The following is a 24,141-nucleotide window of genomic DNA, read 5'->3' as shown; positions in this document are numbered from 1 at the left end:
CCGCGCCCGTGCTGTCGTGGGCTGCCCTTCCCCCGACGCACCCGTGCCCGACGGCACGGACCCGAGGAGCCGTGATGCCCGAAGCACCACCGGACGAAGAGCCCGCCCTGCGCGTCGAGGGCCTGGACGTGGCCTACGGCCGCGCCCTGTCCGCCCTTCGGTCCGTGACCCTGACCGTCCCGCACGGCGCGGTCGTCGCGCTCCTCGGCGCCAACGGCGCGGGCAAGACGACCCTGCTGCGGGCGGTGTCGGGCACCCTGCGCCTGCACCGCGGCGCGATCACGGCCGGCCGCATCCGCTACGGAAGCACCGAACTCGACGGACGCGACCCGGTGGCCGCGGTGCGCGCCGGAGTCGTCCAAGTACCCGAAGGGCGGCGGGTCTTCGCCGGGCTCACGGTCGACGAGAACCTGCGCACCGGCGGCCTCGGCCTGGGACGCCGACGACCGGACCAGGTCGCGCAGGCCCGGGACCGGGTGTTCGCGCTCTTCCCGCGCCTCGCCGAACGCACCCGGCAGGCCGCGGGCCTGCTCTCCGGCGGCGAGCAGCAGATGCTCGCCATCGGCCGCGCCCTGATGGCCGCGCCGCGCCTGCTGCTGCTCGACGAACCCTCCCTGGGCCTCGCCCCGCAGATGGTCCACCGGATCGCCGAGGTCGTCCGCGAGATCAACGCCCAGGGCACCGCGGTGCTGCTCGTCGAGCAGAACGCCGGGATGGCGCTGTCCCTCGCCGACACCGCCCACGTCCTGGAGGTCGGCGAGGTCCGGCTCTCCGGCCCGGCCGACGAACTCGCCCGCACGGACGCCGTGAAGCGGCTCTACCTCGGCGAGACCACCGAAGACACCGCGACGACCAGCACCGACACCGCGCAGACCACCGGAAGAACCGAGGGGCAGGGAGCCGCGTGACCGTCCGCACCACCGCACCACCCGAACTCACCGTGACGGACGTGACCGTCCGGTTCGCCGGGCTCACCGCCCTGGACGCCGTGTCGTTCACCGTCGCCCCGGGCTCCGTCCACGCGCTCATCGGACCCAACGGAGCGGGCAAGTCCACCTGCTTCAACGTGCTGTCGGGGCTGTGCCGCCCGGCCACCGGCACCGTACGCCTGGGCGACGCCGACCTCACCCGGCTCGCCCCGCACCGCATCGCCGCCCTCGGCGTCGCCCGCACCTTCCAGAACATCGTCACCACCCAGGGCACGGTCGCCGACAACCTGATGCTCGGCCGCCACGCCCTGTCCCGGGCCGGGTTCGCCGCGAGCGCCCTGCGCCTGCCGCACGCGCGGCGCGAACAACGCGTCCATCTCGACCGTGCCCGCGAGATCGCCGAACTCACCGGCCTGGCCGCGCACTTCGACCACCCCGTGGCCCTGCTGTCCTACGGCGACCGCAAGCGCGTGGAGTTCGCCCGCGCCCTGTGCCTGGAGCCCAGCGTCCTGCTGCTCGACGAGCCGGTCGCCGGGATGAACGCGGCCGAACGCGCCCGCACGGTGGAGGTCGTGCACGCCGTGCGCGCCGAACTCGGCCTGTCCGTCGTGCTGGTGGAGCACGACATGGGACTGGTGATGCGGCTCGCCGACGAGGTCACCGTCCTCGACTTCGGCCGCGTCATCGCCCACGGCACCCCGGACGAGGTCCGCGGCGACCCCGAGGTGCTGCGCGCCTACCTCGGCACCGGCTCCGCGCGGGAGGGAGCGGCATGACGGCCTTCCTGGACAACGTCTTCAACGGCTTCGCCCTCGGCGCGGTCTACGCCCTCGTGGCCCTCGGTTTCGTCATCATCTTCAAGGCCTCCGGCGTCATGAACTTCGCCCACGGCTCCCTGCTCCTGCTCGGCGGCTACCTCACCGCCGTACTCCACGACGACCTCGGCTTCCCCGGCGCCCTGGCCCTGTCCGTCCTGGTGACCGCGGCCGTGGCCGGCGCCATGGACCGCTTCCTGCTCCAGGCCGGCGGCGGGGCCGACCCGCACGCCGCCCACGTGCAGACCATCGTCACCATCGGCGTCGACATCCTCATCCTCACCGACCTGTCGCGGCGCATCGGCGGTGACCTGCTCTCCCTGGGCGACCCGTGGGGCGACTCCGTCAGCGGGCTGGGACCGGTGACCGTCGCGGACAGCCGCATCGCCGCGATCGTGGTCTCCACCCTGGTCATCGCCGGTGTCTTCGCCCTGTTCCGCCACACCTCCTGGGGCCTGTCGCTGCGTGCCTCGGCGGAGGACGTCGAGGCGGCCGCCCTGATGGGCGTGCGACTGGTCCGCATCCGCACCCTCGCCTGGTGCCTGGCCGGCGCGCTCGCGGCCCTGGCGGCGGTCTTCCTCGCCGCGTTCCCCGCGCCCGGCCTGGAGCGCACCACCGGCCAGATCGCCCTCAAGGCGTTCCCGGCGGCGATCCTGGGCGGCATGGCCTCGCCGCCCGGTGCCCTCGCGGGCAGCCTGCTGATCGGCATGACCGAGGCGCTCGTCGCCGGCTACCAGTCCGACCTGCACGTCCTCGGCGAGGGCTTCGGCGACGTCGCTCCCTACGCGGTGATGGTGCTGGTCCTGCTGGTGCGGCCGACCGGCCTGTTCGGCGGAAAGGCGGCGGTCCGTGTCTGACCGGCTCTCCGGAATCCGCGTCGGCACCGCACGCGTGTGGTGGACCCTCGCCGCCGTCACCGTCCTGTGCGCGCTGCCCTTCTACCTCGACGCGTTCTGGCTGCGCATCGGCCTGTTCTCGATGGCGGCGGCCGTCGGCGCGGTGGGCCTCGGTCTGCTGTCCGGCACGGCGGGCCAACTCTCCCTCGGCCACGCCTTCTTCCTCGCCGTGGGCGCCTACGGCTACGTGTGGCTGGCCGGCGAACCCGGCCCGGGGCTGCCGACCGCCGTGGCCGCCGTGCTCGCGGTCCTGCTCGCCGGGGCGGCCGGCGGGCTGTTCAGCCCCGTCGCCGGCCGGGTGCGCGGTGTCTACCTCGGTGTCGCCACCCTGGCCCTGGTCTTCCTCGGACACCACGTGCTGCTCACCGCGGACTCCGTCACCGGCGGCTTCAACGGCCGCTCCGTGCCGCCGCTGGAGCTGGGCGGCTTCTCCTTCTCCGCGGACTTTGAACTGACCCTGCTGGGCGTGCCGTTCGGCGCCGAGGAACGGCTGTGGTACCTGGGGCTCGCCCTGTTCGCGGTCACCTGGTTCACCGCCCGGGGCCTGCTGCGCGGCCGTCCCGGGCGCGCCCTGGTGGCCCTGCGCGACAGCGAGACCGCCGCCGCCGTCATGGGCGTGGACGTCTCCCGCTACCGCTCGGCCGCCTTCGTCGTCTCGTCGATGTACGCCGGCCTCGCCGGGGTGATGATCGCCCTCTCCTTCCGCCGCGTGGTGCCCGACTACTTCGGCCTCGTGCTGTCGGTGGACTACCTCGCCATGATCGTCATCGGCGGTCTGGGGTCGGTCGCCGGAGCCACCGCCGGTGCCGTCTTCGTCACCGCGCTGCCCCTGCTGATGACCCGCTACGCCGACCAGCTTCCCCTCGTGGCCGCCCCCGGCACCACCGGCGGCACGATCGGCCCCACCGAGGCCGCCCGCTACCTCTACGGAGCGGCCATCGTCCTGATCCTGCTGTTCGCCCCCGACGGCCTGCACGGCCTGTTCCGCCGCCTGCGCGCCCGCCCGGGCCGTCGCCCGCCCGCGGCCGCCACCTCTCCGACACCCTCACCCGCGCCGTCCGCACGAGCCAAGGAGCCCACCCCGTGAACCCCACGCACCGCCCCGCGCACCGCGTACGCCCCAGGACGCTCCTGGCGACGGCCCTCGCGGCCCTGCTGCTCACCGCCACCGGATGCAGCTCCAAGGCGGACTCCTCCGGCAGCACCGGCGACGGTGCCGACGGCGTCAAGTCCGGACCCGGGGTGACCGGCAAGACCATCAGGCTCGGCGCCCTCACGGACCTCACCGGCCCCTACGCCACCCTCGGCAAGAGCATCGTGCAGGCCCAGCAGATGTGGGCGGACGAGGTCAACGCCCGCGGCGGCATCTGCGGCCGGCGCGTCGAGATCGTCGTCAAGGACCACGGCTACGACGTCCAGAAGGCCGTCACCGCCTACGCCGACCTCTCGGCGGACGTCGTGGCGCTGCCCCAGGTCATCGGCTCGCCCGTGATGGCCGCGCTGCTCGACGACATCGAGCGGGACAAGGTGCTCACCTTCCCGCAGGCCTGGGCCGCCTCCCTGCTCGACCGGGACTCCGTCCAGGTCCTGGGCACCACCTACGACGTCGACATGATCGCCGCGGTCGACTTCCTCACCCGCACCAAGGGCCTGAAGAAGGGCGACACGATCGGCCACGTCTACTTCGAGGGCGACTACGGCGCAAACGCGCTCGAAGGCTCCCAGTGGGCCGGGAAGAAGGCCGGCGTCAAGGTCGTGGGACAGAAGATCAAGGCGACGGACACCGATCTGTCCGCGCAGGTCTCCGCGCTGCGCAAGGAGGGCGTGAAGGCGATCCTGATCAGCGCCGGACCGGCCCAGACCGCGTCCCTGGTCGGAGTCGCGGCCTCGCGCGGCCTGAAGGTGCCCGTCGTCAGCAGCGCCCCCGGCTACGCCCCGCAGTTGATGAAGACGCCGGCGGCCCCCGCCCTGGCCGCCCTGCTGAACGTGGTCAGCGCCGCGCCCGCGGTCAGCTCCGACCTGCCCGGGGTGCGCAAGATGGTCGCCTCCTACCAGAAGAAGTACCCGGGCTCCCTCGTCGACTCGGGCGTGCTGTCCGGCTACAACGCCGCCCAGCTGCTGGGCAACGACCTGAAGAAGGCCTGCGAGGGCGGCAGTCTCGCCCGCGAGGACGTGGTGAAGGCCCACCGCTCGCAGTCCGCGGTCGACGTCGGTCTCGGCACCGCGCAGAACTTCTCCGACAAGGCGCGGCCCGCCAGCACCTCGACGTACGTGCACAAGCCGGACGCGAAGGCGGTCGGCGCCGCGGTGAACGTGGAGGAGGCGCACACCGCGCCGGGCGTCGAGGAGTACCTGGCCTCCCGGACCCGGTGACCGGCGGGGCCGGGCCCGCACGGCGGCCGCGGAGACACCATCCGCGACCGCCGCGACCGATCCGGCCGCCCGACCGTCCCGGCCGCCCGGGACGACCCTGAAAGGGCCCCGCCACCCGCGATCGCGTTCAACCGCTGCGCGGATCCCAAGCGCTCGCCGGACGGTGGCCCCGGGCGAGCGCGAGACGGCTGCGCGTAGGCGCGTCCGGGAAGACCGGCGGGTGCTCGGCCGGGGCGGCCGTCTCCTCGTCGCCGGCGGACGCGAGGACGTCCCGGGCGGCCGGGACGGGGCAGACGTCGTGCCCCCGGCGGCCGGATCCGCCGCGACCTCGGGATCGCATTGCGGCCGACAAGCCGCGCCGCGAGCGGTCTGGTGCCGGTCGCCAGACCGCACCTCGTCACCTCGTCACCTCGTCACCTCGGGGCGGCGGATCCGCACCGGCGCCGCAGACGTCATCCGGCCCCCGGCTCTGTAGGGTGGACACAAAGGCCTGGCCCACGACACGACGCCTACGAGGGGCCGACGGCCACCTGGAGGAGCACGCGGTGACCTCTGACAACGCCCACGACAACGCTTCCGTCGGTGCCTCCGTCATGGAGTGGCTCCTGGAGACGCAGTCGCTGGAGGAATTCCTGCAGTCCCTGGCCGACGCGGCGCTGGAGCTCTCCCCCGCCGAGGGAACCGGGGTGACGATCGAGCGCGACCACCGGCCCGTCACCGTGGTCAGCGCGGGCCCGCCGGCCCCCAAGCTGGACGAGAGGCAGTACGGCCAGGACGACGGCCCCTGCCTGCAGGCCGCGCGCACCGGCGAAGAGGTCATCGTCAAGGACATGCTCACGGAATCGCGCTGGGGCGACTACCCGGCCTACGCCGCGGCGTGCGGAATCCGTTCCTCCGTCTCCCTGCCGATCGCCGCCCGGACCCACACCGTCGGGGCGCTCAACATCTACGGCGGCCCCGCCCACGCCTTCGACGGCGCCGACCTGGGTGCCCTGCGCTCCCTGGCCGCCCAGGCCACCGGGGCGATCGCGCTGGCACAGCGCATCGCCGACGCCGAGGCGTTCGCCGAGCAGATGCAGCGGGCGATGCAGTCGCGCGGCGTCATCGACCAGGCGATGGGGGTGGTCATCGGCCAGCGCGGCTGCACCGCGGACGAGGCCTTCGCCATCCTGCGCTCCGCCTCCCAGCACCGGAACATCAAGCTGCGCGACCTGTGCACGGAGCTGATCACCAACCTCACCGGCCGCCCCCCGCACGACCCCGACCTGCGCCCCCGCCCCTGACCCGCCGCGCACCCACCCCACCGTCACGTCCCCATGGCACCCCCCGGTCCCGCGGCGCGGGCGTGTACACACCACTCCTCTCTGCGCGCTCGGCACCACCGCGGACACCCTGGTCGCCGCGCTGGACGACGCCGACGTGCTCGCGGCGGAGGTGTGCCGTGCGGTCGCCCGGTGGCCGGTACGGCGATCGCGCCGCGGCGGGAACCGGGCCGGTCCCGGCCGACGGCGTGAGCCCGGCCGGGTGCGGGACCGGGCGCGGTCCGGGTTTCAGCCGAACCGCTGGATGCGTGGCGCGAACGTGTTCTCCGGCCCGGCGGCGCGACCGACCGACCACACCGTCTCCGTGCCCGGCACCGGTGTCAGATGCAGCACCTGTGAACGGCCCTCCCCGGTCACGGCCGGTTCGCCGTACTCGGTGAAGGACTCTCCGTTCCAGGCGAGGAAGTCCGGTCCGGGCACGAGCGGGGGTGTGCTGCCCGGCGGGCCCCACTTCTGCGAGCGGGACACCGCGACCCAGGCCAGCGAACCGGACGCGGCCGGGGCCAGCGAGCTGACCGAGCCGAAGTCGGCGGGCACGCTCACCCGGTTCCACGCCTGCCCGTCGAAGCGGACCAGCAGGGGCGGGATGGGCCGCCCGGCCGGGCCGCCGATGAACCCGGCCGTTCCGCCCGCCCACACCTCGGTCGGCGAGACGGCCAGCACACTGCCCACGGCCGCCCGCGGGAACCCGTGCACGACCGTCTGCCGCCACTCCCGCCCGTCCCAGTGCGACACGGCGGCTCCCGCGGCGGTGGCGCCCGCGGCCCACACGTCGTCGCCCGCCCGGATGTGCAGGCCGTACACGGACCCCGGCGGCACCGGCACGTCCTGCCAGCTGCGCCCGTCCCAGCGCAGCAGCGCCTGCGCGCCGTCCCGCGAGCCGATCAGCCAGGTCTCGCCGCCGCCGGCGACGGCCCGGGTCAGCACGACACCGCGCGGCGCCCGGCTCTCGTACCAGGCGCGGCCGTCGTACCGGAGCAGGCGGCTGGCGCCCGCCGGGTCACGGCCGACCGCCCAGACGGCGGACGGGGAGGTCCCGGCGACGGACAGCAGCTCCCCCTGCCGGTCGGCCCCGGGCGGGCTCTGCCGCTGCCACGCGGTCCCGTCCCAGCGCAGCAGCAGCGGGAAGCCCGGCGCCTCACGGCCGACGGCGTCGGTTCCCACCGCCCAGGCCCGGTCCGGCCCGAACGCCACGGCGTCGTTCAGGGCGGCCTGGGGGCGCACCTGCTCCGGGACGGGGACGTGCTGCCAGGACCGGGTGTCGGCGGTGGCCGTGCCCAGGTGGGCCACGAGGGTCAGGGCGGCGGCGAGTGCCGCCACGACGAACCGGCGTGTCATGGTCGGTCTCCCCGCCGCTCGCTCATCAGGTTCGGTTTCGAGCCGTAGATCTCGACCGTCCCGAAGGACAGCAGCGAGGACCCGGCCCGGGCCAGCGCACGCGGCCTGACGTCGATCGCGTCCTTTCGCTGCGGGCCGTAGGAGAACGTGGTGCGCGGCCCGTCCACCCGCGCGTACTTCGACTGGAAGGCGCGGTCGCTGCGCACCGGCAGCCACAGCGCGCCGTCGGGGCCGCGCACCAGGGCCCCGGTGGACGCGTCGCCCAGCGGCGGGTGGGTGGTCCGCCAGGCGCGCCCGTCGCCTGTCATCAGGTAGGCGCGGGCCACGCCGTCGGTGTACCGGCTGCCGCCGATCGTGATCCGCCCGGACGCCTCCAGCAGGATGGTGTGCACGTTGCCGTCCGGCGGCAGCGGCACCTTCGCGTCGCGCCACGCCGTGCCGTCCCAGCGCAGCACGGTGGTGCCGGCCGCGGTGTCCGCCCAGGCCCAGGCGTCGGTGGCGGTCCGCGCGGTGACGCCCATGAGGTACAGCACACCGTCCGGGGTGGGCTGACGGGTCCAGCGGGCGCCGTCGTAGTGCAGCACCTTCAGGCCGGTGTCGTCCTCGCCCACCACCCAGGCGGCACCCGGTACGGCGGCGAAGTCCTGGTACGTCCGCAGCGTCTGCGGCAGCGGGACGGTGCTCCATCCTCCCGCCGAGCGGCGCAGGAGTTCCTTCACTCCCGCGTGGTCGCGGAGGAACCACACCTCCTCGCCGACGAACTGCACCGTGCCGAGCCAGCCCGGGTCTCCGGCACCGGGAAAGGACGTCTCCCGGCTCCACGCCGCACCGTCCCAGCGGTACAGCAACGGCCGCAGTCCGTCGTCGGCGTGTTCGTAGCCACTCGCCCACGCCTCGCCCGGCCCGCGCGCGGCGAGGTCGGACACGGTGACCGGCGCTGCCGCGGCGGGTGGCACCGGCAGCGCGGACCAGCCGGGCGTGACCGCCGCGGCGGGCGACACGAACGCGGCGCAGACGATCACCAGGCAGAGCACAACCGCACGGAGAGCGTTCACGGGACCCCCACAACGCGAAGGCCGCACACGCTAGGGGCGTCACCCCCGCCGTGAACAGACGTCATCCGGCCGAACAGGACAGGCGTACGGGAACACCGGAATCCGGCCCGTGCATCGTCCCGCCCCCGCCGTGCCGGTGCCCGGGCCGACCGAGCGGGTGAGTGAGTGCATAGGATGCGATCCCATGTCGAAGCCTGACGAGCTGATCGTTGCCATCGCCTCCCTGGTGGAGTCCGGGCAGAGCAATCAGATGTCCCTGACGGTGGTCACCGGTGGTGCCGTCATCACCGGTCGCCTGGCCCCCGAAGCCGTGTGGCGGCAGCGGGTGTCGGAGGTGCTGACGGACTCCGCCCGTCTGCGTGAGTTCTCCGCCGTGTTCGCCCCCGAGAGGAAGGAGGGGCCGACGGACGGGCCGCCCACCCACCTGCACTTCCACGTCGCCCGCATCCTGCAGGGCACGGTGGGCATCCCGGAGACGGGCGGGATGTACCGCGTCGCGATCGAGGACGTCAGCGCCTGGACGGTGGGCGACTTCAGCTACTCCGACCAGTCGCCCCGATGACCCGCTGAGCCGTCGTCGTACCGGGGACGGTACGGCAGTCCGGTGAGCGCCCGGCCCGGTACCGGGCCGGGCGCTCACGACACGAGGCGCGCGAGCTACCGGGACAGCTCCAGGTCGAGGTGCCGGGACAGCGCGCGCAGGAAGTCGGGCGCGTCGAAGGCCTCCCCGGCGGAGACGACACCGACGGCGCGCGTCCGTCCGGTCAGGACACGGTCGAGCGCCTCCACGACGAGGGGTGCGGTGACGGCGTAGATGTCCCGGCCGCGGGCCACGGCACGCCGTTCGGCACCGCCCGCGCGGACCACCACGTCCACCAGGAAGGTCTGGGCGGACCGTCCGTGCGCGTCGACCGGGGCCGGCGCCGGGGTGTCCGGGGCCGCGAGGTCGCGGGCCGCCTCGACCGTCATGTAGGTGCACACGGCGGGGACCGGCAGGTGGCTGGGGATGGTGACGACGTCGGCCATGGTGAACTCCCCGATGACGGCACGGGGACCCATCGGCCGGGGGAAGTCCCACTCCAGGACCGGCGGGGCGTCGTCGCGGTACTCCAGGCGCCCGCCGGTGTAACGGATGCGCCGGCCGTCACGGCGCCGGCGGGAGACGGCGCCCGAGGTGCGGGTGCCCGCCGTGGGGTGCCAGTCGCTCAGCCCGTAGGCGATGTGCGCCTCGTCCGCCGAGGTCCAGTCGCCCATCGCGGCGGTCGCCAGCAGGTCTCCGAGGCCGCCGAAGAAGGCCATCGCCGGGACGACGATCGCCGAGGCCTTGCGGGTCCGGCCGGCGAAGTGCGCGAAGGTGTCGAGGTTGGCCTCGATCTCGGCGGCCACGTCCAGGTAGGGGATCCCCGCGCGCAGGGCCGCTTCGATCACCGGGGCGGCCGTCGCGGCGAAGGGCCCCGCGCAGTTGACCACGGCGGCCGTGCCGGTCAGCGCGCGGTCGAGCGAGGCCGCGTCGTCGACGGAGGCCGGGCGGGCGTCGAGCCCCGTCTCGTGTGCCAGCGCCGTGAGCCGGTCGGCGTCGCGGCCGGAGAGGACCGGGAGGTACCCGCGCTCCCGCAGCTCCGCGACCACGAACCGCCCGGTGTGCCCGTACGCGCCGAACACCGCCACCCTCTGGCCCGATCCCATGGGTTCCCCCTCGTGTGATTGATCCGCCGGTCTGTGTCGCCCCTCATCCTGGCGGCACCGGCAGGCCGCCGAGAGTGTCCGGAACGACACACCCCATACACTTCCGGACATGACCACCGTCGCGCTGGCCGTCACCGACGGCATGCTCCCCTTCGAACTGGCCCTGGCCTGCGAGGTCTTCGGAGCCGATGTGACCGGCGCGGCCGGTTCCTGGTACCGCCTGTCGGTCTGCGGGCCGGGTGCCGTGCGGGCGGGGCGCTTCCTTATGGAGCCCGACCAGGGACTCGACCGTCTCGCCCGCGCCGACACCGTCGTCGTCCCGGGCTGGGCCGACATCGACCGGGACCCGCCGGCCGAGCTGGTGGCGGCGGTGCGCGCGGCCCACGAGGCGGGCGCGCGCGTGGCCTCCCTGTGCACGGGCGCCTTCGTGCTGGCCGCGGCGGGACTGCTCGACGGCAGGCGCGCGACCACGCACTGGGCGCACACCGGGGAACTGGCCCGGCGTCACCCCCGAGTCCGGGTCGACCCGGACGTCCTGTACGTCGACGAGGGGCGGGTGCTCACCTCGGCCGGCAAGGCCGCGGCCATGGACCTGTGCCTGCACCTGGTCCGCCTCGACCACGGCTCGTCGGTCGCCAACACGCTGGCCCGGAGCCTGGTCGTGCCGCCCCACCGGGACGGCGGCCAGGCCCAGTTCGTGACCACCCCCGTCCCGGCACCGGACAACCACCCGCTCGGCGAACTCCTCCCCTGGGTCATCGAGCGGCTGGACCGCCCGCTCACCGTGGAGGACCTGGCCCGCCGGGCCGGGATGAGCTCGCGCACCCTGGGCCGCCACTTCAGGTCAGTGACGGGCACCAGCCCCCTGAAGTGGCTGCTGACCCAACGCATCCGCCACGCGCAGGTGTTGCTGGAGACGACCGACGACACCGTCGACACCATCGCGACGGCCACGGGCATGGGCACCGCCACGACCCTGCGCCGGCACTTCCACCGCACGGTCGGCGTGCCCCCCGCCGCCTACCGCCGCACGTTCCGCTCCCGCGGCCGCGACGAGCGCCTCGGAGCGCCGGGTGAGCCGTGGAGCGCGCAGCGGGGTCTCCCGCCGTCGCGCGATGCTCAGGGCGGCCCGGCGTAACGGGAGACGATCGCGGCGGCGCGGTCGCGCAGGCAGGTGCGCAACGACTGCGGGGCCAGGACTTCCACGTCCGTGGCGAGCTGCCACAGCGCCCATTCGGCGTGCCGGGGATCCTGGAAGGTCACTTCCAGTCGCAGCCGGCCGTCCGCCTCGGGCTCCTCGGCGCGGACGGCCAGTGCGGTGCCCACCAGCTCCTCCCGCCGGGCGGGGTCCACCCGTGCCAGCACGGTGAGGTGATCGCCGCCGGCCAGGAACCGCGCGCAGCGTTCCCGCCACATCCGGTCCAGGTCCACCTCGTCCGGCCGCTCCGCCGCTTCGGGGAGCTCCTCGGCGGCCAGCATCCGCGACAGCCGGTACGTACGGTCCGCGCCCGACCGCGTGGCCAGCAGGTAGCCCCGGTCGCGCACGGTGACCAGGCCGATCGGGTCCACGGTGCGCCACCGCGGCGCCTGGTCCGCGGCCGCGTAGTGGATGCGCAGCTTGTGGCCGGCGAGCACCGCGCGCCGCACCGTGACCATCGTCGTGCCGGGCACCGCGTCGATGGCCGGGCGGGAGAGCAGGTCGGTCTCGGCGCCGATGAGCATGCGGCCGGCTCCGTCGCTCGCGGCGGACCGATGACGCTCGGGCAGCGCGTCGACCACCTTGCGCATGGCCGAGGCGAGGGCGGAGCCCAGGCCGAACACCTGCTCCCCGCGCCCGAATCCGGCGACCAGCAGGGCCAGGGCCTCGTCGTGGTGGAGTCCGGTGAGGTCGGTGCGGAAGTCGGGCAGCAACGCGAAACCGCCGCGCCGGCCGCGCTCGGCGTAGACCGGGACCCCGGCCGCGGACAGGGCCTCGATGTCGCGGAGCACGGTGCGGGTGGACACCTCCAGCTCGCGGGCCAGCGCGGCCGCGGTCATCCGGCCGCGTCGGCGCAGCAGCAGCACCAGCGAGATCAACCGGTCGGCACGCATGCCGGAACGCTAGCGGAATACGTGACGAAGGGTGTCGTCATTCCCGAGGAGGCTGATCGGCGTGAGACCGGGACCGGGTGCCTGCCGCCCGGCCTCCGGACGGTGTCCCCGAGGAATCGAATGGAGCTGATGTGGCGATGGAACGATCGACGGTCAACCCGTGGTCCTGGTCGGTGGAGATGGGCTACAGCCAGGGCGAGATCGTGTCCGGTCAGAGCCGGACCCTGTACTGCTCCGGGCAGGCCGCGATGAGCGGCGACGGCAAGCCCGAGCACACCGGTGACATGGCCGCGCAACTGGCGCTCGCCGTCGACAACCTGGAGGCCGTGCTCGGCGAGGCCGGTATGTCCCTCGCGCACCTCGTCCGGCTCACCGTGTACACCACCGACGTCGACCTGCTCTTCGAGCACTACGGGGTGCTGGCGGCGCGGTTGGCGGCCGCGGGGGTGGCGCCGACCTCCACGTTGCTCGGGGTGACGCGGCTGGCGCTGCCCGAGCTGATGGTCGAACTGGAGGGCACCGCGGTGGCGTGAGGTGACCGCGACGGCCGGGCGCGACCCGGTGGCCTCCGGCCGTGCCCGCGCCCCGGGACCTCACGCCGGGCGAGGTGGCCGAGCGGCGTCACGCGCTTTCCGACTCGGCCGGCAGCGCCGACCGCCGGCCGGGGGAGTAGGCCCCTGCCCGGAGTTGACGGGCCCGCGTGACGGCCTCCCCGAGTGCCGGCGTGATGGTCAGGACGGTGTCCAGGCCGAGCACGTCCATCCGCCGGCGCAGGCCTTCGTCGGGCACGGCCAGGACCAGAGCGCCGTCCGCGGCGTGCAGACGCTGCCAGAAGGCCAGCAGGACGGTGATGCCGCTGGAGTCGATGAAACCGAGCGGTGAGGTGTCCAGGACGAGGTAGCGGCAGCCGTCGTCCAGCAGCCGGTGGCCGGCGGTCCGCAGGTCGGAGCTGGTGAAGAAGTCGACGTCGTCCGCGAGAGCGGCCACCGCCAGGTCCCCGTCGCGTTCGATGAGCTGGAGCACGGTGTGTCCCCTAACGCGTGGGGTGGGGAGGGGCGGACTCGGCGGCACGGGGATGGTGTTCATCTGCCGCCTGATTCCTAAGCGGGATGATCATAATCTTTCCTATGGCAGGGGTGAGGACTTCCGGTTACTGATCGTTTCGCTTTCGCATTCTTCGCTTACCCAGTGTGCCTGCCTCTTAAGGCGGCGACCGTCGTCACGTCCCGTCGCCGCGGGGGCCGCACACGTCGGGCCATCCTGACACGTATCCGGAGCCGACCGCCGTGAATGGGGTCACGGCGGCGAGAGCCCCGGGCGCGCACCGCTCCCGCCGGGTGCGTCGACCGGCGTGGCGTACAGGACGAGGTTGCGTTCGTAGCGGCCCTCCGCGCGGTCGTAGGCGCCGGCGCAGGTGACCAGCGCGAGCCGGTGCGGTCCGGCGCGGGTGAAGAGGCCGCTGGGCAGCTCGTGCTGCCGGTACGTACGCCGGGCGACGACCCGGTACAGACGCACCTCGGCGTCCGCCCCCGTCACCGCGACACGGGCCCCCAGGCGCATGCCGTGCAGCGCGGCGAAGGGGCCCGGCCCCTCGTCGGCGGTGTCGACGTGTCCCGCGATCAGCGCCGTCCCGGCGGGGGCGCCCACCGGAGCTCCGAGCGCCCACCAGCCGCCCGTGCGCGGGTCTTCCGGCAGGCGCAGCGCGCCGTCGGCCCGGGCGGCGACGGGTACGACGGCGGCGTCGAGACCGGCAGGCCCGTGGATGCGGGTCGGCGGCGACGCCCGGGCGCGGCCGTCCGTGACGGCGCGGTGCGCGGGCAGGGCCCCCGCGTCGCCGAGGTGCGGCGGGGGCGAGCAGATCAGCCAGCCGGCGGCCGCCGCGCCCAGACCGCACGCGGTCGTGAGGGCGGCGGCCAGCCGGTGGCGTGTCACGGGGTCCGGCTCTCCGCGGCGGGGCGGCGGCGGGTGCGCACCAGCCAGGCGGTGCCGCCGGCGGCGACGAGTCCGCCGCCGATCATGGCGGCGATGCCGGCGGTTCCGGGAGTGTCCGCGGCCGCGGCCAGGTGGCCTCCGGTGCCCGCGTGGACCCTCCCGACGTCATGGGCGCCGTGACAGGTGCCGCCTCGGACCATGTCCAGATGCATGGCCACCACCGGGCGCGCGGCGCGGGCAGCGGCCACGACCTCCGGGTTCTTCCCGGTCCTGACCTCCTGGTCGATCAGCGCGAGGGTCTTGCGGTGCGCGGCGTCCTGCGTGGCGAGCCACGCCGCGTCGTACGCCGGGCTGCCCGCCTTCGCCCGCACGGCGGCCAGCTCCTTCTTCTGCTCGGGGGACGGCGAGGCCGGCAGTGTGACGTTCAGCTTGCCGGCCAGCGTCCTCACGTCCGCGTCCAGTTTGGTGTGGTCGCGCACCAGCACCGCGCCGACGTTCTTCACGCATGCGGTCGTCGCGTTCTTCCGGGCGTCTTGACCGGCCGCGATCTCCGCGAGATTGCCCTGGTGCGCGCGCACCAAGAACATCTCGTCCTGGCTGCTCACGGTCCCGTCGGCGAACGCCTCGGCCGCGGATATGCCGGTCAGGGTCATCGCCGCCAGGGCGGCGGCCGGCAGTCGTCTACGCATGGGGAGTGCTCCCTTCGAACCGGCAGGGTGCGGCCGTGCCGGCACCACACCGGTGATCGGATTCGGGGCGCATGGCACAGCGCCCCGCATCCATCGGTGCCACCCCCCGGCCTGGGCCTATCGCCCCCCACCGTCCGCTCACCCGGGCGGCCGACAGAGCACCCGCGGCCCGCGCGCGGGCACGAGCCGGGGCGGGACGCCGAGCGTGCGGCGTCCCGCCCCGGTCATGGCGGCCTCAGGGAGCTTCCGTGTCGTCGGGGGCTTCCGGCGGTGCGTCGCCCCGTTCCGTCCGGCCGTCGTCGCTCTCGGCGGTACGGTCGGCGGGCGGTGCCCCTTCTTCCTCCGGGTGGACGTCCTTCTCTCCTGTGACCTGTTCCAGCGGAGTGGACAGATCACGCTCTGGGCTGGTCATCTCGTCTCCTTCCCTTCGACGACCCGGGTGCCCCTCCCCGCGCGTTCGACGAGTCGCGGGCCGCCCGGGCCCGCGGGCGACGTGCCCTCAAAAAGACCGGCCTGCTGGGACAGGTCGCCCTGCGTGTCGAGGCGCCGGCCTGTCTGCCCTCGCGTCGGGCATGACGGTCAGCGGCGTGCGCCGCTACCTGGGCCCGCTCGCCCAGGGCGGCGCGGCGGCGGCCGAGCAGCGGGATCTGTTCCTTCCAGGCCGGCCGGCTTGACTTGGCCGACGCCTTGCACCCCGGCCGCCCCCGCCCGGGCCCGGCGCGGCTCCGGCGGCCGCCCGCCGGGCGGGACGCGCCCCTTCCTGAAGGCCCCCCGCCGCCGGCCGCGCCCCGGACCGCCTCTCCTGCGCGCACCTGCTGGGCAAGCCCCGCGTCGCCCCGCACCACGACCTGCTCCTGCTGCCCGACGCCGGGCCGCCAGACGGCGCCGAACAGATCGACGACGCCCGGGAGGCGGTGGACGGCCGCCGTGGGCTCACCGGGCCGGGCCGCGGACCGACTGGAGCAGCTCCAGGGGCCGCCGCCTCACGTGCTCGAACCGGCCCGGTACGCACCGGCGTTGCGCACGAACAGCTCGTGCAGGTCGCGGACGGCCCGCGGGACGGACCCCGCCTGCCGGCGCTGCAACACCAGCAGCACCTCGGCGGCCCCCTCCGCCAGCGGCCGCACGGTGATGGTGCCGCTCCGCTCCAGCGGGTCCCCGACGACGCTGAAGTCCGGCAGTACCGTCGCCCCCAGCCCTTCCGCGACCATCAGCTTCCCCATCTCCGCACCGTCGGTGGAGTACGAGAAGACCGGGGTCCGGCCGCGGAGCAGACGGTGCAGGAACCGATGCATGACATAGCCGGAGCGCATCACCACCAGCGGTTCGGCCAGGAGACGGTCCGTGTCCACCGCCTCCAGGGCCGCGAGCGGACTGTCGGGTCGCACGCACACCACGGGCCGGCCGCGCAGCAGCTCGGTGCTCTCGAATCCGGGCGGCATGTCGTCGCCCTCCAGGTAGTTCACCAGGCCCAGGTCGAACGAGCCCTCCAGCAACCCGCGGTGGATCCCGGACTGCCGGGCGCCCACCAACTCCACCTGGGTGCGCGGGTGACAGGAGCGGAACTCCCGCACGGTCGGGATGACCAGCGGGACGGTGGCCGTGTTGACCGTGCCGAGCCGGACCATGCGGCTGATGCGGTGCTGGTCGTCGGCCGCGCCCCGCAGCCGGTCGACCGCGTCCAGCACGCCCATGATGTGGGGCAGCAGTTCCCGCCCCTCGTCGCTGATCTTCGCCCCGGACCGCTTGCGCTCCAGCAGGTCCACGCCGAGTTCCCGCTCCAGGTTGCGCACGGTCTCGCTGAGCGCCGGCTGGGACAGGTGCAGTTCCTCGGCGGCCCGCCGCAGGGATCCGAAGCGGGTGACGGCGGCCATGTATTCGAGCTGTTCGATGCGCACGACAGGAGACTGCCGACCGCACCGCGCCGGGTTCAAGGGAATCCCTGTCACAACCTCGTGAATACCGAAGCCCAGCATGTGAAATCAGGCCGGGCATTCTTGACCGGCCGGACGCCGCGCTGCTTTGATCGAGACATGAAGCGACAGGACCTCACGCGGCGACGCCACGTCGATCTGGCGCGTGTCTGCAGCTCCCGCTGTCGCTGCCGGGTCTGAGCGCACCGAGGGAAACCCTCGCGTCCGCGCCCCCCGTCCGCACCTTTTGTGAATTCCCACCCCGGCCGCGTCCTCCTGTGACGGTGGTTTTTCCGCCGTACGGCACCGCGCGTGCCCGAATTCCGGAAGTCCCTCCCTCACGCTTTCCCGCAGCATTCGCCGGCCAGGAGTTTCCCCATGCCCGAATTCCCCGGAACCGATCCCGTCCGCTTCGCCTACTGGGTGCCGAACGTCAGCGGCGGCCTCGTCACCAGCACCGTCGAGCAGCGCACCGACTGGGGCTACGACTACAACCGCGAACTGGCCGTGCTCGCCGAGAACAACGGCTTCGACTACGCCCTCAGCCAGGTCCGCTACATGGCCAGCTACGGCGCCGAGTACCAGCACGAGTCGACCAGCTTCAGCCTCGCCCTGCTCCTCGCCACGCAGCGGCTCAAGGTCATCGCCGCCGTCCACCCGGGCCTGTGGCACCCGGGCGTCCTCGCCAAACTCGGCGCCACCGCCGACCACCTCTCGGGCGGACGCTTCGCCGTCAACGTCGTCAGCGGATGGTTCAAGGGCGAGTTCACGGCCCTCGGCGAGCCCTGGCTGGAGCACGACGAGCGTTACCGCCGCGCCGAGGAGTTCATCACCGCGCTGCGCCGCATCTGGACCGAGGACCACGCCGAACTCGCCGGGGACTTCTACCGGTTGCGCGACTTCTCCCTCAAGCCGAAGCCGCTCGGCACGCCCGGGCGCCCCCACCCGGAGATCTTCCAGGGCGGCAACTCCACCGCCGCGCGGGCCATGGCCGGCCGCGTCTCCGACTGGTACTTCAGCAACGGCAAGGACTTCGACGGCATCACCGAGCAGATCACCGACGTCCGCGCCTCCGCCGCACAGGCAGGCCGCAGGCCACCCAGGTTCGGCCTCAACGGCTTCCTCATCGCCCGCGACACCGAGGCCGAGGCCCGCGAGACACTCCGCGAGATCGTCGCCAAGGCCGACACGCCCGCCGTCCACGGCTTCCGCGAGGCCGTCCGGCAGGCCGGTCAGTCCACCGCCGACGGCAAGGGCATGTGGCAGGACTCCGGCTTCGAGGACCTCGTCCAGTACAACGACGGCTTCCGCACCGGCCTGATCGGCACGCCCGAGCAGATCGCCGAGCGGATCGTCGCCTACAAGCGGCTCGGCGTCGACCTCCTCCTCCTCGGCTTCCTGCACTACCTGGAGGAGGTCGAGTACTTCGGCAAGCGGGTGCTGCCCCTGGTGCGCGAACTGGAGGCGCAGCAGCCCGAGTTCGAGCCGTCCGCCGCCGCACACGCCTGACCGGCCGTCCCGTCACGAAAGGAACACCCCATGAGCACCGTCGCCCGCACCGACTGGCAGACCGCCCCGCTCCCGCAGGACGCCGAGGGCTGGATCGCCCGGGCCTCGGAGGTCGCCGCCGTCCTGGCCACCGACGCGGCAGCCCGGGACAAGGCCGGCGCCACCCCCTACGAGGAGGTCCGGCTCCTGAAGGACTCCGGCCTGGTCACCCTGCTCGGCCCCGTCGAGCACGGGGGAGGGGGCCAGGACTGGCCCACCGCCTACCGTGTCGTCCGCGAGGTCGCCCAGGCCGACGGCTCCATCGGCCAGCTGCTCGGCTACCACTACCTGTGGAACTGGGCCGCCCGCCTGGTCGGCACCCGCGAGCAGTGGGAGCACGTCGAGGCCGAAGCCGCCCGGAACCGCTGGTTCTTCGGCGGCGCCGTCAACCCGCGCGACGCCGACGTGGTGGTGCGCGACGAGGGCGACACCCTCACCTTCACCGGCCGCAAGACCTTCTCCACCGGCAGCAAGGTCTCCGACGTCACCGTGCTCGAGGGCGTCCTGGAGGGCACCGACGACCACGTCTTCGCCATCGTCCCCTCCGGCAGCGAGGGCCTGACCTTCCACGATGACTGGGACAACATCGGCCAGCGCCTCACCGAGAGCGGCGGCGTCACCCTCGACGCCGTACGCGTCCCCTGGTCGGCCGCCGCCGGATACGTGGACAAGCGGTTCCGGCCCCGCGTGTACAACACGCTCAACGTGCCGACGATCCAGCTCGTCTTCGTCAGCTTCTACCTCGGCATCGCGGCCGGCGCCCTGAAGACCGCCGCCGCCTACACCCGCGCCAAGTCCCGGCCCTGGCTGCACGGCGGCCACGACCGTGCCGTGGACGAGCCGTACGTCATCGACACCTACGGCGACCTCACCGCCAAGCTGTGGGCCGTCGAGGCGCTGGCCGACACCGTGGCCGCCGAGGGCCAGAAGCTGCACGACGACCCCGACGCGGTCACCGAGCAGGCCCGCGGCGAGTTCGAGGTGCGGGTGGCCGCGGTCAAGGCCCGCGCCACCGACGTCGCCCTGGAGATCACCAACCGCGTCTTCGAGGTGACCGGAGCCCGCGCCACCGCCTCCGCCGAAGGCCTCGACCGCTTCTGGCGCAACGTCCGCACGCACACGCTCCACGACCCCGTCGCCTACAAGCGCCGCGAGGTCGGCCGCCACGTCCTGACGGGCGAACTGCCGCAGCCCACCTGGTACTCCTGAAAGGTCCCTCCCATGGCCACGATCCTGTCCGTCTCCGGCAGCCCCTCCGCCACTTCCCGCACCGCGCTCCTCCTGCGCCACCTGGACCGGCGGCTCACCGCGCAGGGACACGAGGTGATCCCCTTCGACGTCCGCGACCTGCCCGCCGAGGCCCTGCTCGGGGCGGACTTCCGGCACCCGGCCATCGCGCGGGCCACGGCGCTGGTCGAGCAGGCGGACGGGGTCGTGGTCGGCACCCCCGTCTACAAGGCCGCCTACTCCGGGCTGCTGAAGTCCCTGCTCGACCTGCTCCCGCAGTACGCACTGGCCGGCAAGACGATCCTCCCGCTGGCCACCGGCGGCTCCGTCGCCCACGTCCTGGCCATCGACTACGCGCTGCGTCCCGTGCTGAGTTCCATGGGCGCCACGCACATCGTCCCGGGCTGGTTCACCCTCGACAAGGACATCACCGCGGGCGACGACGGCACCCTGACCGTCGCACCCGGTCCGGCGCAGGCCCTGGCGCAGGTCACGGACCAGTTCTCCGCCGCCCTGGGCGGCCGCACGACCCTGCTGGCGGCCACCGGATGAGCACCGCACACGTGATCGCCGACGGCTGTGAGGCGCTCGCCGTCGCCGCGGCACTCGCCGCGGAGTTCCGCGAGGAAGCCGCCGAGCGGGACGCGCGCCGCCGGCTGCCGCACGCGGAAGTGGCACGGCTCTCGGCGTCCGGGCTGCTCGCCGTGTCCGTACCGGCCGAGTTCGGCGGCGCGGACGTCGACGCGGGCACGCTCGCCGAGATCTTCCGGCTGCTGGCCACCGCGGACGCCAGCCTCGCCCAGATCCCGCAGAGCCACTTCGTGTACGTCAACGTGCTGCGCCGGCGGGGGACGCACGAGCAGCGGGCGTTCTTCTTCGGCGAGGTGCTGGCCGGCAAGCGGTTCGGCAACGCCCAGTCCGAGGCGGGAACCAGGCACGTGCAGGACATCCGCACCCGGCTCACGCCGCGGCCGGACGGCTCGTACGTCCTCGACGGCGTCAAGCACTACTGCACCGGCGCCCTGTTCGCCGACTGGATCCCCGTCCTCGCCCGCGGCGGGGACGACGCCCTGCACGTCGCGTACGTGCCCCGCGACGCCCCGGGGCTCACCGTGACGGACGACTGGGACGGCATGGGGCAGCGCACCACCGCCAGCGGCACCGTCCGCCTGGAGTCGGTACCCGTCCCCGCCGACCGGGTCGTCCCGCACCACCTCACCTTCCGTGGGCCGCAACTGCACGGCGCCGTCGCTCAGTTGCTGCACGCCGCCATCGACACCGGGATCGCCGCCGGCGCGCTGGCCGAGGCGGTGGAGTTCGTCCGCGCCAGGAGCCGTCCGTGGTTCGAGAGCGTCGACGAGGGGCACGCCACCGCGGCCGAGGACCCGCTGCTGATCCAGCGGTTCGGCGAACTGGCCATCCGGGTCCGCGCGGCCGAGGCGCTGCTGCGCGAGGCCGCCCGCGCGGTCGACACCGCACGCGCCGGCCTGACCGACGACTCGGCCGCCGCGGCCTCCGTGGCGGTGGCCGCCGCCAAGGTGTCCGCGGGGGAGGCGGCCGTGGACCTGGGCAGCGCGCTCTTCGAGGTCGCGGGGACCCGCTCGGCGCTGGACCCCCTGGGCCTGCACCGCCACTGGCGGGACGCCCGCACCCACTCCCTGCACGACCCGGCCCGCTGGAAGGTCCAGCACATCGGCCGCTACGTGCTCAACGGCACCAGGCCGCCCCGGCACGGACTTCTCTGACCGACCATCCCCAGCGCACCCGATCGGAGCCCCCGCGTGTCCCTCACCTTCCACTGGTTCCTGCCCACCAACGGCGACAGCCGCCATGTCGTCGGCGGCGGCCACGGCACCCCGGCGACGGAGACCGGCCGTGACCGGCCGCCGACGGTGGGCTACCTGAGCCAGATCGCCCGCGCCGCCGAGGACCTCGGCTTCGCCGGCGCCCTCACCCCGACCGGCGCCTGGTGCGAGGACGCGTGGCTGACCACGGCCATGGTCAGTCAGCGGACCGAGCGGCTGAAGTTCCTCGTCGCCTTCCGGCCCGGCTTCGTCTCACCCACGCTCGCCGCGCAGATGGCCTCCACCTTCCAGCGCCAGACGGGCGGGCGCCTGCTGCTCAATGTCGTCACCGGCGGCGAGAGCCACGAGCAGCGGGCCTACGGCGACTTCCTCGACAAGGACGCCCGCTACCGCCGCACCGGCGAATTCCTCCAGGTCGTACGCGAGTTGTGGGCCGGGAAGACCGTCGACCTGCACGGCGAGCACCTCCAGGTCGAGGACGCGCGTCTGGCGCGGGTGCCCGACCCCGTGCCCCGGGTCTACTTCGGCGGCTCCTCGCCGATCGCCGGAGAGGTCGCCGCCCGGCACGCCGATGTGTACCTCACCTGGGGCGAGCCGCCCGCGCAGGTGGCCGAGAAGATCACCTGGATACGCGCGCTGGCGGCCCGTGAGGGCCGCACCCTCCGCTTCGGCGTCCGGCTGCACGTCATCACCCGTGACACCGCCGAGCAGGCCTGGGCGGAGGCGAACCGGCTGCTGGACGGTTTCGACCCGCAGACCGTGGCGTCGGTCCAGGCGGGGCTCGCCCGCAGCGAGTCGGAGGGGCAGCGGCGCATGCTCGCCCTGCACGACGGCGGCAGCCGCGAGCGCCTGGAGATCCACCCCAATCTGTGGGCCGGCATCGGCCTGGTGCGCGGCGGAGCGGGCACCGCCCTGGTCGGCAGCCACGACGAGGTCGCCGAGCGGATCCTGGAGTACGCGGCCCTGGGCTTCGAGGAGTTCGTGCTCTCCGGCTATCCGCACCTGGAGGAGGCGTACTGGTTCGGCGAAGGCGTCCTGCCCCGGCTCCAGGCGCGCGGACTGTGGCAGCACCCCGCCGGCCGGCCGGCGGTCCCCTCCGCGCAGGTGCCCTTCGCCGGCGCGGGGCGTCCGTGAGCGCGCTCCCGGCACCGCGTCCCACCCGAGCCGAAGGAGAACGCGTGAACCCGTACAGAACCCGCCCGGCCGCCGTCGCCATGGGCGCGGCGGTGCTGCTGGCCGCGTCCGTCGCCGTGCCCGGGGCCGCCGCGGCCGACCGCGGTACCACGGCACTCACCTGGTACGACGCGACGGCCGAGACCATCGCGGCCGCGGGGGCGCCCACCCAGGTCACCAACAGCCGCACGTGGGCCATCGGCTGGCTCGCCGCGGCCCGCGCCACCGGGAGCGTCCCGGCGGGCGTGGCACGCGGCCCCTACCAGGAGGCGGCACTGGCCGCGGCCGTGCACCGCGCGCTGGTCGCGCTCGTCCCGAGCCGGGCCGAACAGCTCGACGCGACGTACCGGAAGACGCTCGACGCCGTCCCCGACGGCCCGGCGGAGCGGCGCGGCATCGCGGCGGGGGAGCGGCAGGCGGACCTCCTCCTCACGGCGAGGCAGGGGGACGGCCTCGACCCCGGCTCGGTCAACGCGCCCTGTCCGGTACGGCCACCGGCGCCGGGCGTGTGGCAGCCGACGCCACCCGCCCACGCTCCGGCGGCGCAGTACGGCAACCGCCTCGCCGAGCCCTTCGTCCTCACGGCGCAGGACCAGTTCCGGCTCGGCCCGCCCCCAGGGCTGGACTCCGCGCGCTACGCCACCGACCTCGCCGAGGTGCGCGCGTACGGCGGCGCGGACAGTACGGCACGCAGTCCCCACCAGACGGAGACCGCCGCCTTCTGGCTCGGCTCCTCCCTCACCCTCTACACCGAGCCACTGCGGGTGGCCCTCTCCCGCACGCACCAGGGGCCGTTCGGGCAGGCGCGGCTGGTGGCGCTCTTCCACGTGGCGCCGGTGGACACGCAGATCGCCACCTCCGACAGCAAGTACGCGTACGAGCGCTGGCGTCCCGTGACGGCGATCCGCACCGGCGCCATCGACCCCGACCCGGGCTGGACACCCCTGCACGCCACCCCGGCGCACCCGGACTACCCGAGCGGCCACACCACCTACTCGGGCGCGGCGGAGACCGTGCTGGCGGCGCTCGTGGGCCCGCGGACGGCCCCCTTCGACCTGACCAGCCCCACCGCTCCCGGCGTGACCAGGACGTACACCACCTGGAAACGGCTGTCGGACGAGAACGTGGACGCCCGCGTCCTGTCGGGCATCCACACCCGCTCCGCCGACGAGGCCGGCATCACGCTCGGGAAGGACGTGGCCCGGTATGTCCTGCGCCACGCCGGACACGTCCTGGCCCCCGCCGAGGGGACCGCCGGCCGCGGCCACTGACGAGCCCCTCCCGGCATCCGCAGGACCGGACGCAACCTGACCGAAAAATACCTATTACTGCCGTTTTGGCGTGATGGG

24 protein-coding genes and 1 pseudogene are annotated in these 24,141 nt (G+C 74.0%); 15 read left to right on the top strand and 10 right to left on the bottom strand.

The genetic code is table 11. The features are described 5' to 3' along the window. Window positions 1-74: 74 nt before the first annotated feature. Genes AC07DA_RS19600 through AC07DA_RS19580 form a run of 5 tightly spaced genes read left to right on the top strand, consistent with a single transcriptional unit; the run spans window position 75 to window position 5,013 of the window. On the top strand, window positions 75-908 hold the full coding sequence (locus AC07DA_RS19600) for an ABC transporter ATP-binding protein (RefSeq protein ID WP_479129417.1): 834 nt from the start codon (window positions 75-77) through the stop codon (window positions 906-908). Beyond that, window positions 905-1,705 carry an ABC transporter ATP-binding protein gene (locus tag AC07DA_RS19595; RefSeq protein WP_479129416.1) on the top strand — a complete coding sequence of 267 codons (801 nt, stop codon included), beginning with the start codon at window positions 905-907 and terminating at the stop codon, window positions 1,703-1,705. Before AC07DA_RS19600 ends, AC07DA_RS19595 begins: the two co-directional genes overlap by 4 nt. Further along, a complete protein-coding gene (locus tag AC07DA_RS19590; RefSeq protein WP_479129415.1) occupies window positions 1,702-2,601 on the top strand; it encodes a branched-chain amino acid ABC transporter permease in 900 nt (299 codons plus the stop codon). Before AC07DA_RS19595 ends, AC07DA_RS19590 begins: the two co-directional genes overlap by 4 nt. A 13-nt stretch (window positions 2,602-2,614) precedes the next feature. Further along, entirely contained in the window at window positions 2,615-3,727 is a 1,113-nt protein-coding gene (locus AC07DA_RS19585; RefSeq protein ID WP_479129462.1) for a branched-chain amino acid ABC transporter permease, read from the top strand. Beyond that, a complete protein-coding gene (locus AC07DA_RS19580; protein ID WP_479129414.1) occupies window positions 3,724-5,013 on the top strand; it encodes an ABC transporter substrate-binding protein in 1,290 nt (429 codons plus the stop codon). Before AC07DA_RS19585 ends, AC07DA_RS19580 begins: the two co-directional genes overlap by 4 nt. A 113-nt stretch (window positions 5,014-5,126) precedes the next feature. Here the strand turns inward: AC07DA_RS19580 and AC07DA_RS19575 are convergent. Further along, window positions 5,127-5,349, bottom strand: a pseudogene (locus tag AC07DA_RS19575) (spermidine/putrescine ABC transporter substrate-binding protein); the annotation flags it as partial. Window positions 5,350-5,606: 257 nt separating this feature from the next. Between AC07DA_RS19575 and AC07DA_RS19570 the strand changes: the two are divergent. Further along, the gene (locus AC07DA_RS19570; protein WP_479129461.1) at window positions 5,607-6,296 is read left to right on the top strand and encodes a GAF and ANTAR domain-containing protein; all 690 of its coding nucleotides are present in this window, start codon (window positions 5,607-5,609) and stop codon (window positions 6,294-6,296) included. Window positions 6,297-6,563: 267 nt separating this feature from the next. Here the strand turns inward: AC07DA_RS19570 and AC07DA_RS19565 are convergent, their stop codons facing one another. Both AC07DA_RS19565 and AC07DA_RS19560 read right to left on the bottom strand, forming a co-directional pair. Further along, window positions 6,564-7,673, bottom strand: a complete 1,110-nt coding sequence (locus AC07DA_RS19565) for a hypothetical protein (protein ID WP_479129413.1) — start codon at window positions 7,671-7,673, stop codon at window positions 6,564-6,566. Further along, window positions 7,670-8,728, bottom strand: coding sequence for a hypothetical protein (locus AC07DA_RS19560; RefSeq protein WP_479129412.1), 1,059 nt, complete (start codon window positions 8,726-8,728; stop codon window positions 7,670-7,672). The genes AC07DA_RS19565 and AC07DA_RS19560 overlap by 4 nt, the downstream gene beginning before the upstream one ends. Window positions 8,729-8,912: 184 nt before the next feature. Between AC07DA_RS19560 and AC07DA_RS19555 the strand changes: the two genes are divergently transcribed. Next, the gene (locus AC07DA_RS19555; protein WP_479129411.1) at window positions 8,913-9,290 is read left to right on the top strand and encodes a hypothetical protein; all 378 of its coding nucleotides are present in this window, start codon (window positions 8,913-8,915) and stop codon (window positions 9,288-9,290) included. Window positions 9,291-9,385: 95 nt separating this feature from the next. Here the strand turns inward: AC07DA_RS19555 and AC07DA_RS19550 are convergent, their stop codons facing one another. Further along, window positions 9,386-10,414 carry a saccharopine dehydrogenase family protein gene (locus tag AC07DA_RS19550; RefSeq protein ID WP_479129410.1) on the bottom strand — a complete coding sequence of 343 codons (1,029 nt, stop codon included), beginning with the start codon at window positions 10,412-10,414 and terminating at the stop codon, window positions 9,386-9,388. 109 nt (window positions 10,415-10,523) lie between these two features. On the opposite strand from AC07DA_RS19550, the gene AC07DA_RS19545 reads away from it, so the two are divergent. After that, window positions 10,524-11,552, top strand: coding sequence for a helix-turn-helix domain-containing protein (locus AC07DA_RS19545; RefSeq protein WP_479129409.1), 1,029 nt, complete (start codon window positions 10,524-10,526; stop codon window positions 11,550-11,552). On the opposite strand, the gene AC07DA_RS19540 is transcribed toward AC07DA_RS19545, so the two are convergent. Beyond that, window positions 11,534-12,505: a helix-turn-helix transcriptional regulator gene (locus AC07DA_RS19540; protein WP_479129408.1), complete on the bottom strand. Its 972-nt coding sequence runs from the start codon at window positions 12,503-12,505 to the stop codon at window positions 11,534-11,536. The genes AC07DA_RS19545 and AC07DA_RS19540 overlap by 19 nt on opposite strands. A 137-nt stretch (window positions 12,506-12,642) precedes the next feature. Between AC07DA_RS19540 and AC07DA_RS19535 the strand changes: the two genes are divergently transcribed. Next, window positions 12,643-13,038: a RidA family protein gene (locus AC07DA_RS19535; RefSeq protein WP_479129407.1), complete on the top strand. Its 396-nt coding sequence runs from the start codon at window positions 12,643-12,645 to the stop codon at window positions 13,036-13,038. An 88-nt stretch (window positions 13,039-13,126) separates the two neighbouring features. Here AC07DA_RS19535 and AC07DA_RS19530 read toward each other — a convergent pair whose 3' ends face one another. The 5 genes from AC07DA_RS19530 to AC07DA_RS19510 form a co-directional block, all read right to left on the bottom strand. Continuing rightward, window positions 13,127-13,528, bottom strand: coding sequence for an STAS domain-containing protein (locus tag AC07DA_RS19530; protein WP_479129406.1), 402 nt, complete (start codon window positions 13,526-13,528; stop codon window positions 13,127-13,129). A 273-nt stretch (window positions 13,529-13,801) separates the two neighbouring features. Beyond that, window positions 13,802-14,437 carry a class F sortase gene (locus AC07DA_RS19525; RefSeq protein WP_479129405.1) on the bottom strand — a complete coding sequence of 212 codons (636 nt, stop codon included), beginning with the start codon at window positions 14,435-14,437 and terminating at the stop codon, window positions 13,802-13,804. Then, on the bottom strand, window positions 14,434-15,126 hold the full coding sequence (locus AC07DA_RS19520; protein ID WP_479129404.1) for a DUF4142 domain-containing protein: 693 nt from the start codon (window positions 15,124-15,126) through the stop codon (window positions 14,434-14,436). The genes AC07DA_RS19525 and AC07DA_RS19520 overlap by 4 nt, the downstream gene beginning before the upstream one ends. A gap of 235 nt (window positions 15,127-15,361) precedes the next feature. After that, window positions 15,362-15,538: a hypothetical protein gene (locus AC07DA_RS19515; protein ID WP_479129403.1), complete on the bottom strand. Its 177-nt coding sequence runs from the start codon at window positions 15,536-15,538 to the stop codon at window positions 15,362-15,364. Between the two features lie 571 nt (window positions 15,539-16,109). After that, window positions 16,110-17,024, bottom strand: coding sequence for a LysR family transcriptional regulator (locus AC07DA_RS19510; protein WP_479129402.1), 915 nt, complete (start codon window positions 17,022-17,024; stop codon window positions 16,110-16,112). A gap of 393 nt (window positions 17,025-17,417) precedes the next feature. Here AC07DA_RS19510 and sfnG point away from each other — a divergent pair, with 393 nt between their 5' ends. From sfnG to AC07DA_RS19480, 6 genes are read left to right on the top strand one after another with little or no spacing between them, the layout of a single operon-like run. Next, window positions 17,418-18,548, top strand: coding sequence for a dimethylsulfone monooxygenase SfnG (gene sfnG, locus AC07DA_RS19505; protein ID WP_479129401.1), 1,131 nt, complete (start codon window positions 17,418-17,420; stop codon window positions 18,546-18,548). A 30-nt stretch (window positions 18,549-18,578) separates the two neighbouring features. Beyond that, the gene (locus AC07DA_RS19500; RefSeq protein ID WP_479129400.1) at window positions 18,579-19,796 is read left to right on the top strand and encodes an acyl-CoA dehydrogenase family protein; all 1,218 of its coding nucleotides are present in this window, start codon (window positions 18,579-18,581) and stop codon (window positions 19,794-19,796) included. Window positions 19,797-19,808: 12 nt separating this feature from the next. Continuing rightward, window positions 19,809-20,366, top strand: a complete 558-nt coding sequence (gene ssuE / locus AC07DA_RS19495) for an NADPH-dependent FMN reductase (protein ID WP_479129399.1) — start codon at window positions 19,809-19,811, stop codon at window positions 20,364-20,366. Further along, a complete protein-coding gene (locus tag AC07DA_RS19490) occupies window positions 20,363-21,559 on the top strand; it encodes an SfnB family sulfur acquisition oxidoreductase (RefSeq protein ID WP_479129398.1) in 1,197 nt (398 codons plus the stop codon). The genes ssuE and AC07DA_RS19490 overlap by 4 nt, the downstream gene beginning before the upstream one ends. 36 nt (window positions 21,560-21,595) lie before the next feature. Beyond that, complete coding sequence (locus AC07DA_RS19485; RefSeq protein ID WP_479129397.1) at window positions 21,596-22,753, top strand: LLM class flavin-dependent oxidoreductase; 1,158 nt, start codon at window positions 21,596-21,598, stop codon at window positions 22,751-22,753. Between the two features lie 44 nt (window positions 22,754-22,797). Then, entirely contained in the window at window positions 22,798-24,063 is a 1,266-nt protein-coding gene (locus AC07DA_RS19480; RefSeq protein WP_479129396.1) for a vanadium-dependent haloperoxidase, read from the top strand. Window positions 24,064-24,141 lie beyond the last annotated feature (78 nt).

This window comes from Streptomyces sp. NPDC044921 (assembly GCF_056432865.1).
This window is presented reverse-complemented; position numbering and strand designations above follow the sequence as displayed.

What these genes read in the sequence shown, in the direction of transcription:
- AC07DA_RS19600 (WP_479129417.1), top strand. Translation starts at nt 75, where the DNA reads ATGCCCGAAGCACCACCGGACGAAGAGCCCGCCCTGCGCGTCGAGGGC.
- AC07DA_RS19590 (WP_479129415.1), top strand. Translation starts at nt 1,702, where the DNA reads ATGACGGCCTTCCTGGACAACGTCTTCAACGGCTTCGCCCTCGGCGCG.
- AC07DA_RS19570 (WP_479129461.1), top strand. Translation starts at nt 5,607, where the DNA reads ATGGAGTGGCTCCTGGAGACGCAGTCGCTGGAGGAATTCCTGCAGTCC.
- AC07DA_RS19565 (WP_479129413.1), bottom strand. Translation starts at nt 7,673, where the DNA reads ATGACACGCCGGTTCGTCGTGGCGGCACTCGCCGCCGCCCTGACCCTC.
- AC07DA_RS19555 (WP_479129411.1), top strand. Translation starts at nt 8,913, where the DNA reads ATGTCGAAGCCTGACGAGCTGATCGTTGCCATCGCCTCCCTGGTGGAG.
- AC07DA_RS19550 (WP_479129410.1), bottom strand. Translation starts at nt 10,414, where the DNA reads ATGGGATCGGGCCAGAGGGTGGCGGTGTTCGGCGCGTACGGGCACACC.
- AC07DA_RS19545 (WP_479129409.1), top strand. Translation starts at nt 10,524, where the DNA reads ATGACCACCGTCGCGCTGGCCGTCACCGACGGCATGCTCCCCTTCGAA.
- AC07DA_RS19540 (WP_479129408.1), bottom strand. Translation starts at nt 12,505, where the DNA reads ATGCGTGCCGACCGGTTGATCTCGCTGGTGCTGCTGCTGCGCCGACGC.
- AC07DA_RS19535 (WP_479129407.1), top strand. Translation starts at nt 12,643, where the DNA reads ATGGAACGATCGACGGTCAACCCGTGGTCCTGGTCGGTGGAGATGGGC.
- AC07DA_RS19520 (WP_479129404.1), bottom strand. Translation starts at nt 15,126, where the DNA reads ATGCGTAGACGACTGCCGGCCGCCGCCCTGGCGGCGATGACCCTGACC.
- AC07DA_RS19515 (WP_479129403.1), bottom strand. Translation starts at nt 15,538, where the DNA reads ATGACCAGCCCAGAGCGTGATCTGTCCACTCCGCTGGAACAGGTCACA.
- sfnG (WP_479129401.1), top strand. Translation starts at nt 17,418, where the DNA reads ATGCCCGAATTCCCCGGAACCGATCCCGTCCGCTTCGCCTACTGGGTG.
- AC07DA_RS19500 (WP_479129400.1), top strand. Translation starts at nt 18,579, where the DNA reads ATGAGCACCGTCGCCCGCACCGACTGGCAGACCGCCCCGCTCCCGCAG.
- ssuE (WP_479129399.1), top strand. Translation starts at nt 19,809, where the DNA reads ATGGCCACGATCCTGTCCGTCTCCGGCAGCCCCTCCGCCACTTCCCGC.
- AC07DA_RS19490 (WP_479129398.1), top strand. Translation starts at nt 20,363, where the DNA reads ATGAGCACCGCACACGTGATCGCCGACGGCTGTGAGGCGCTCGCCGTC.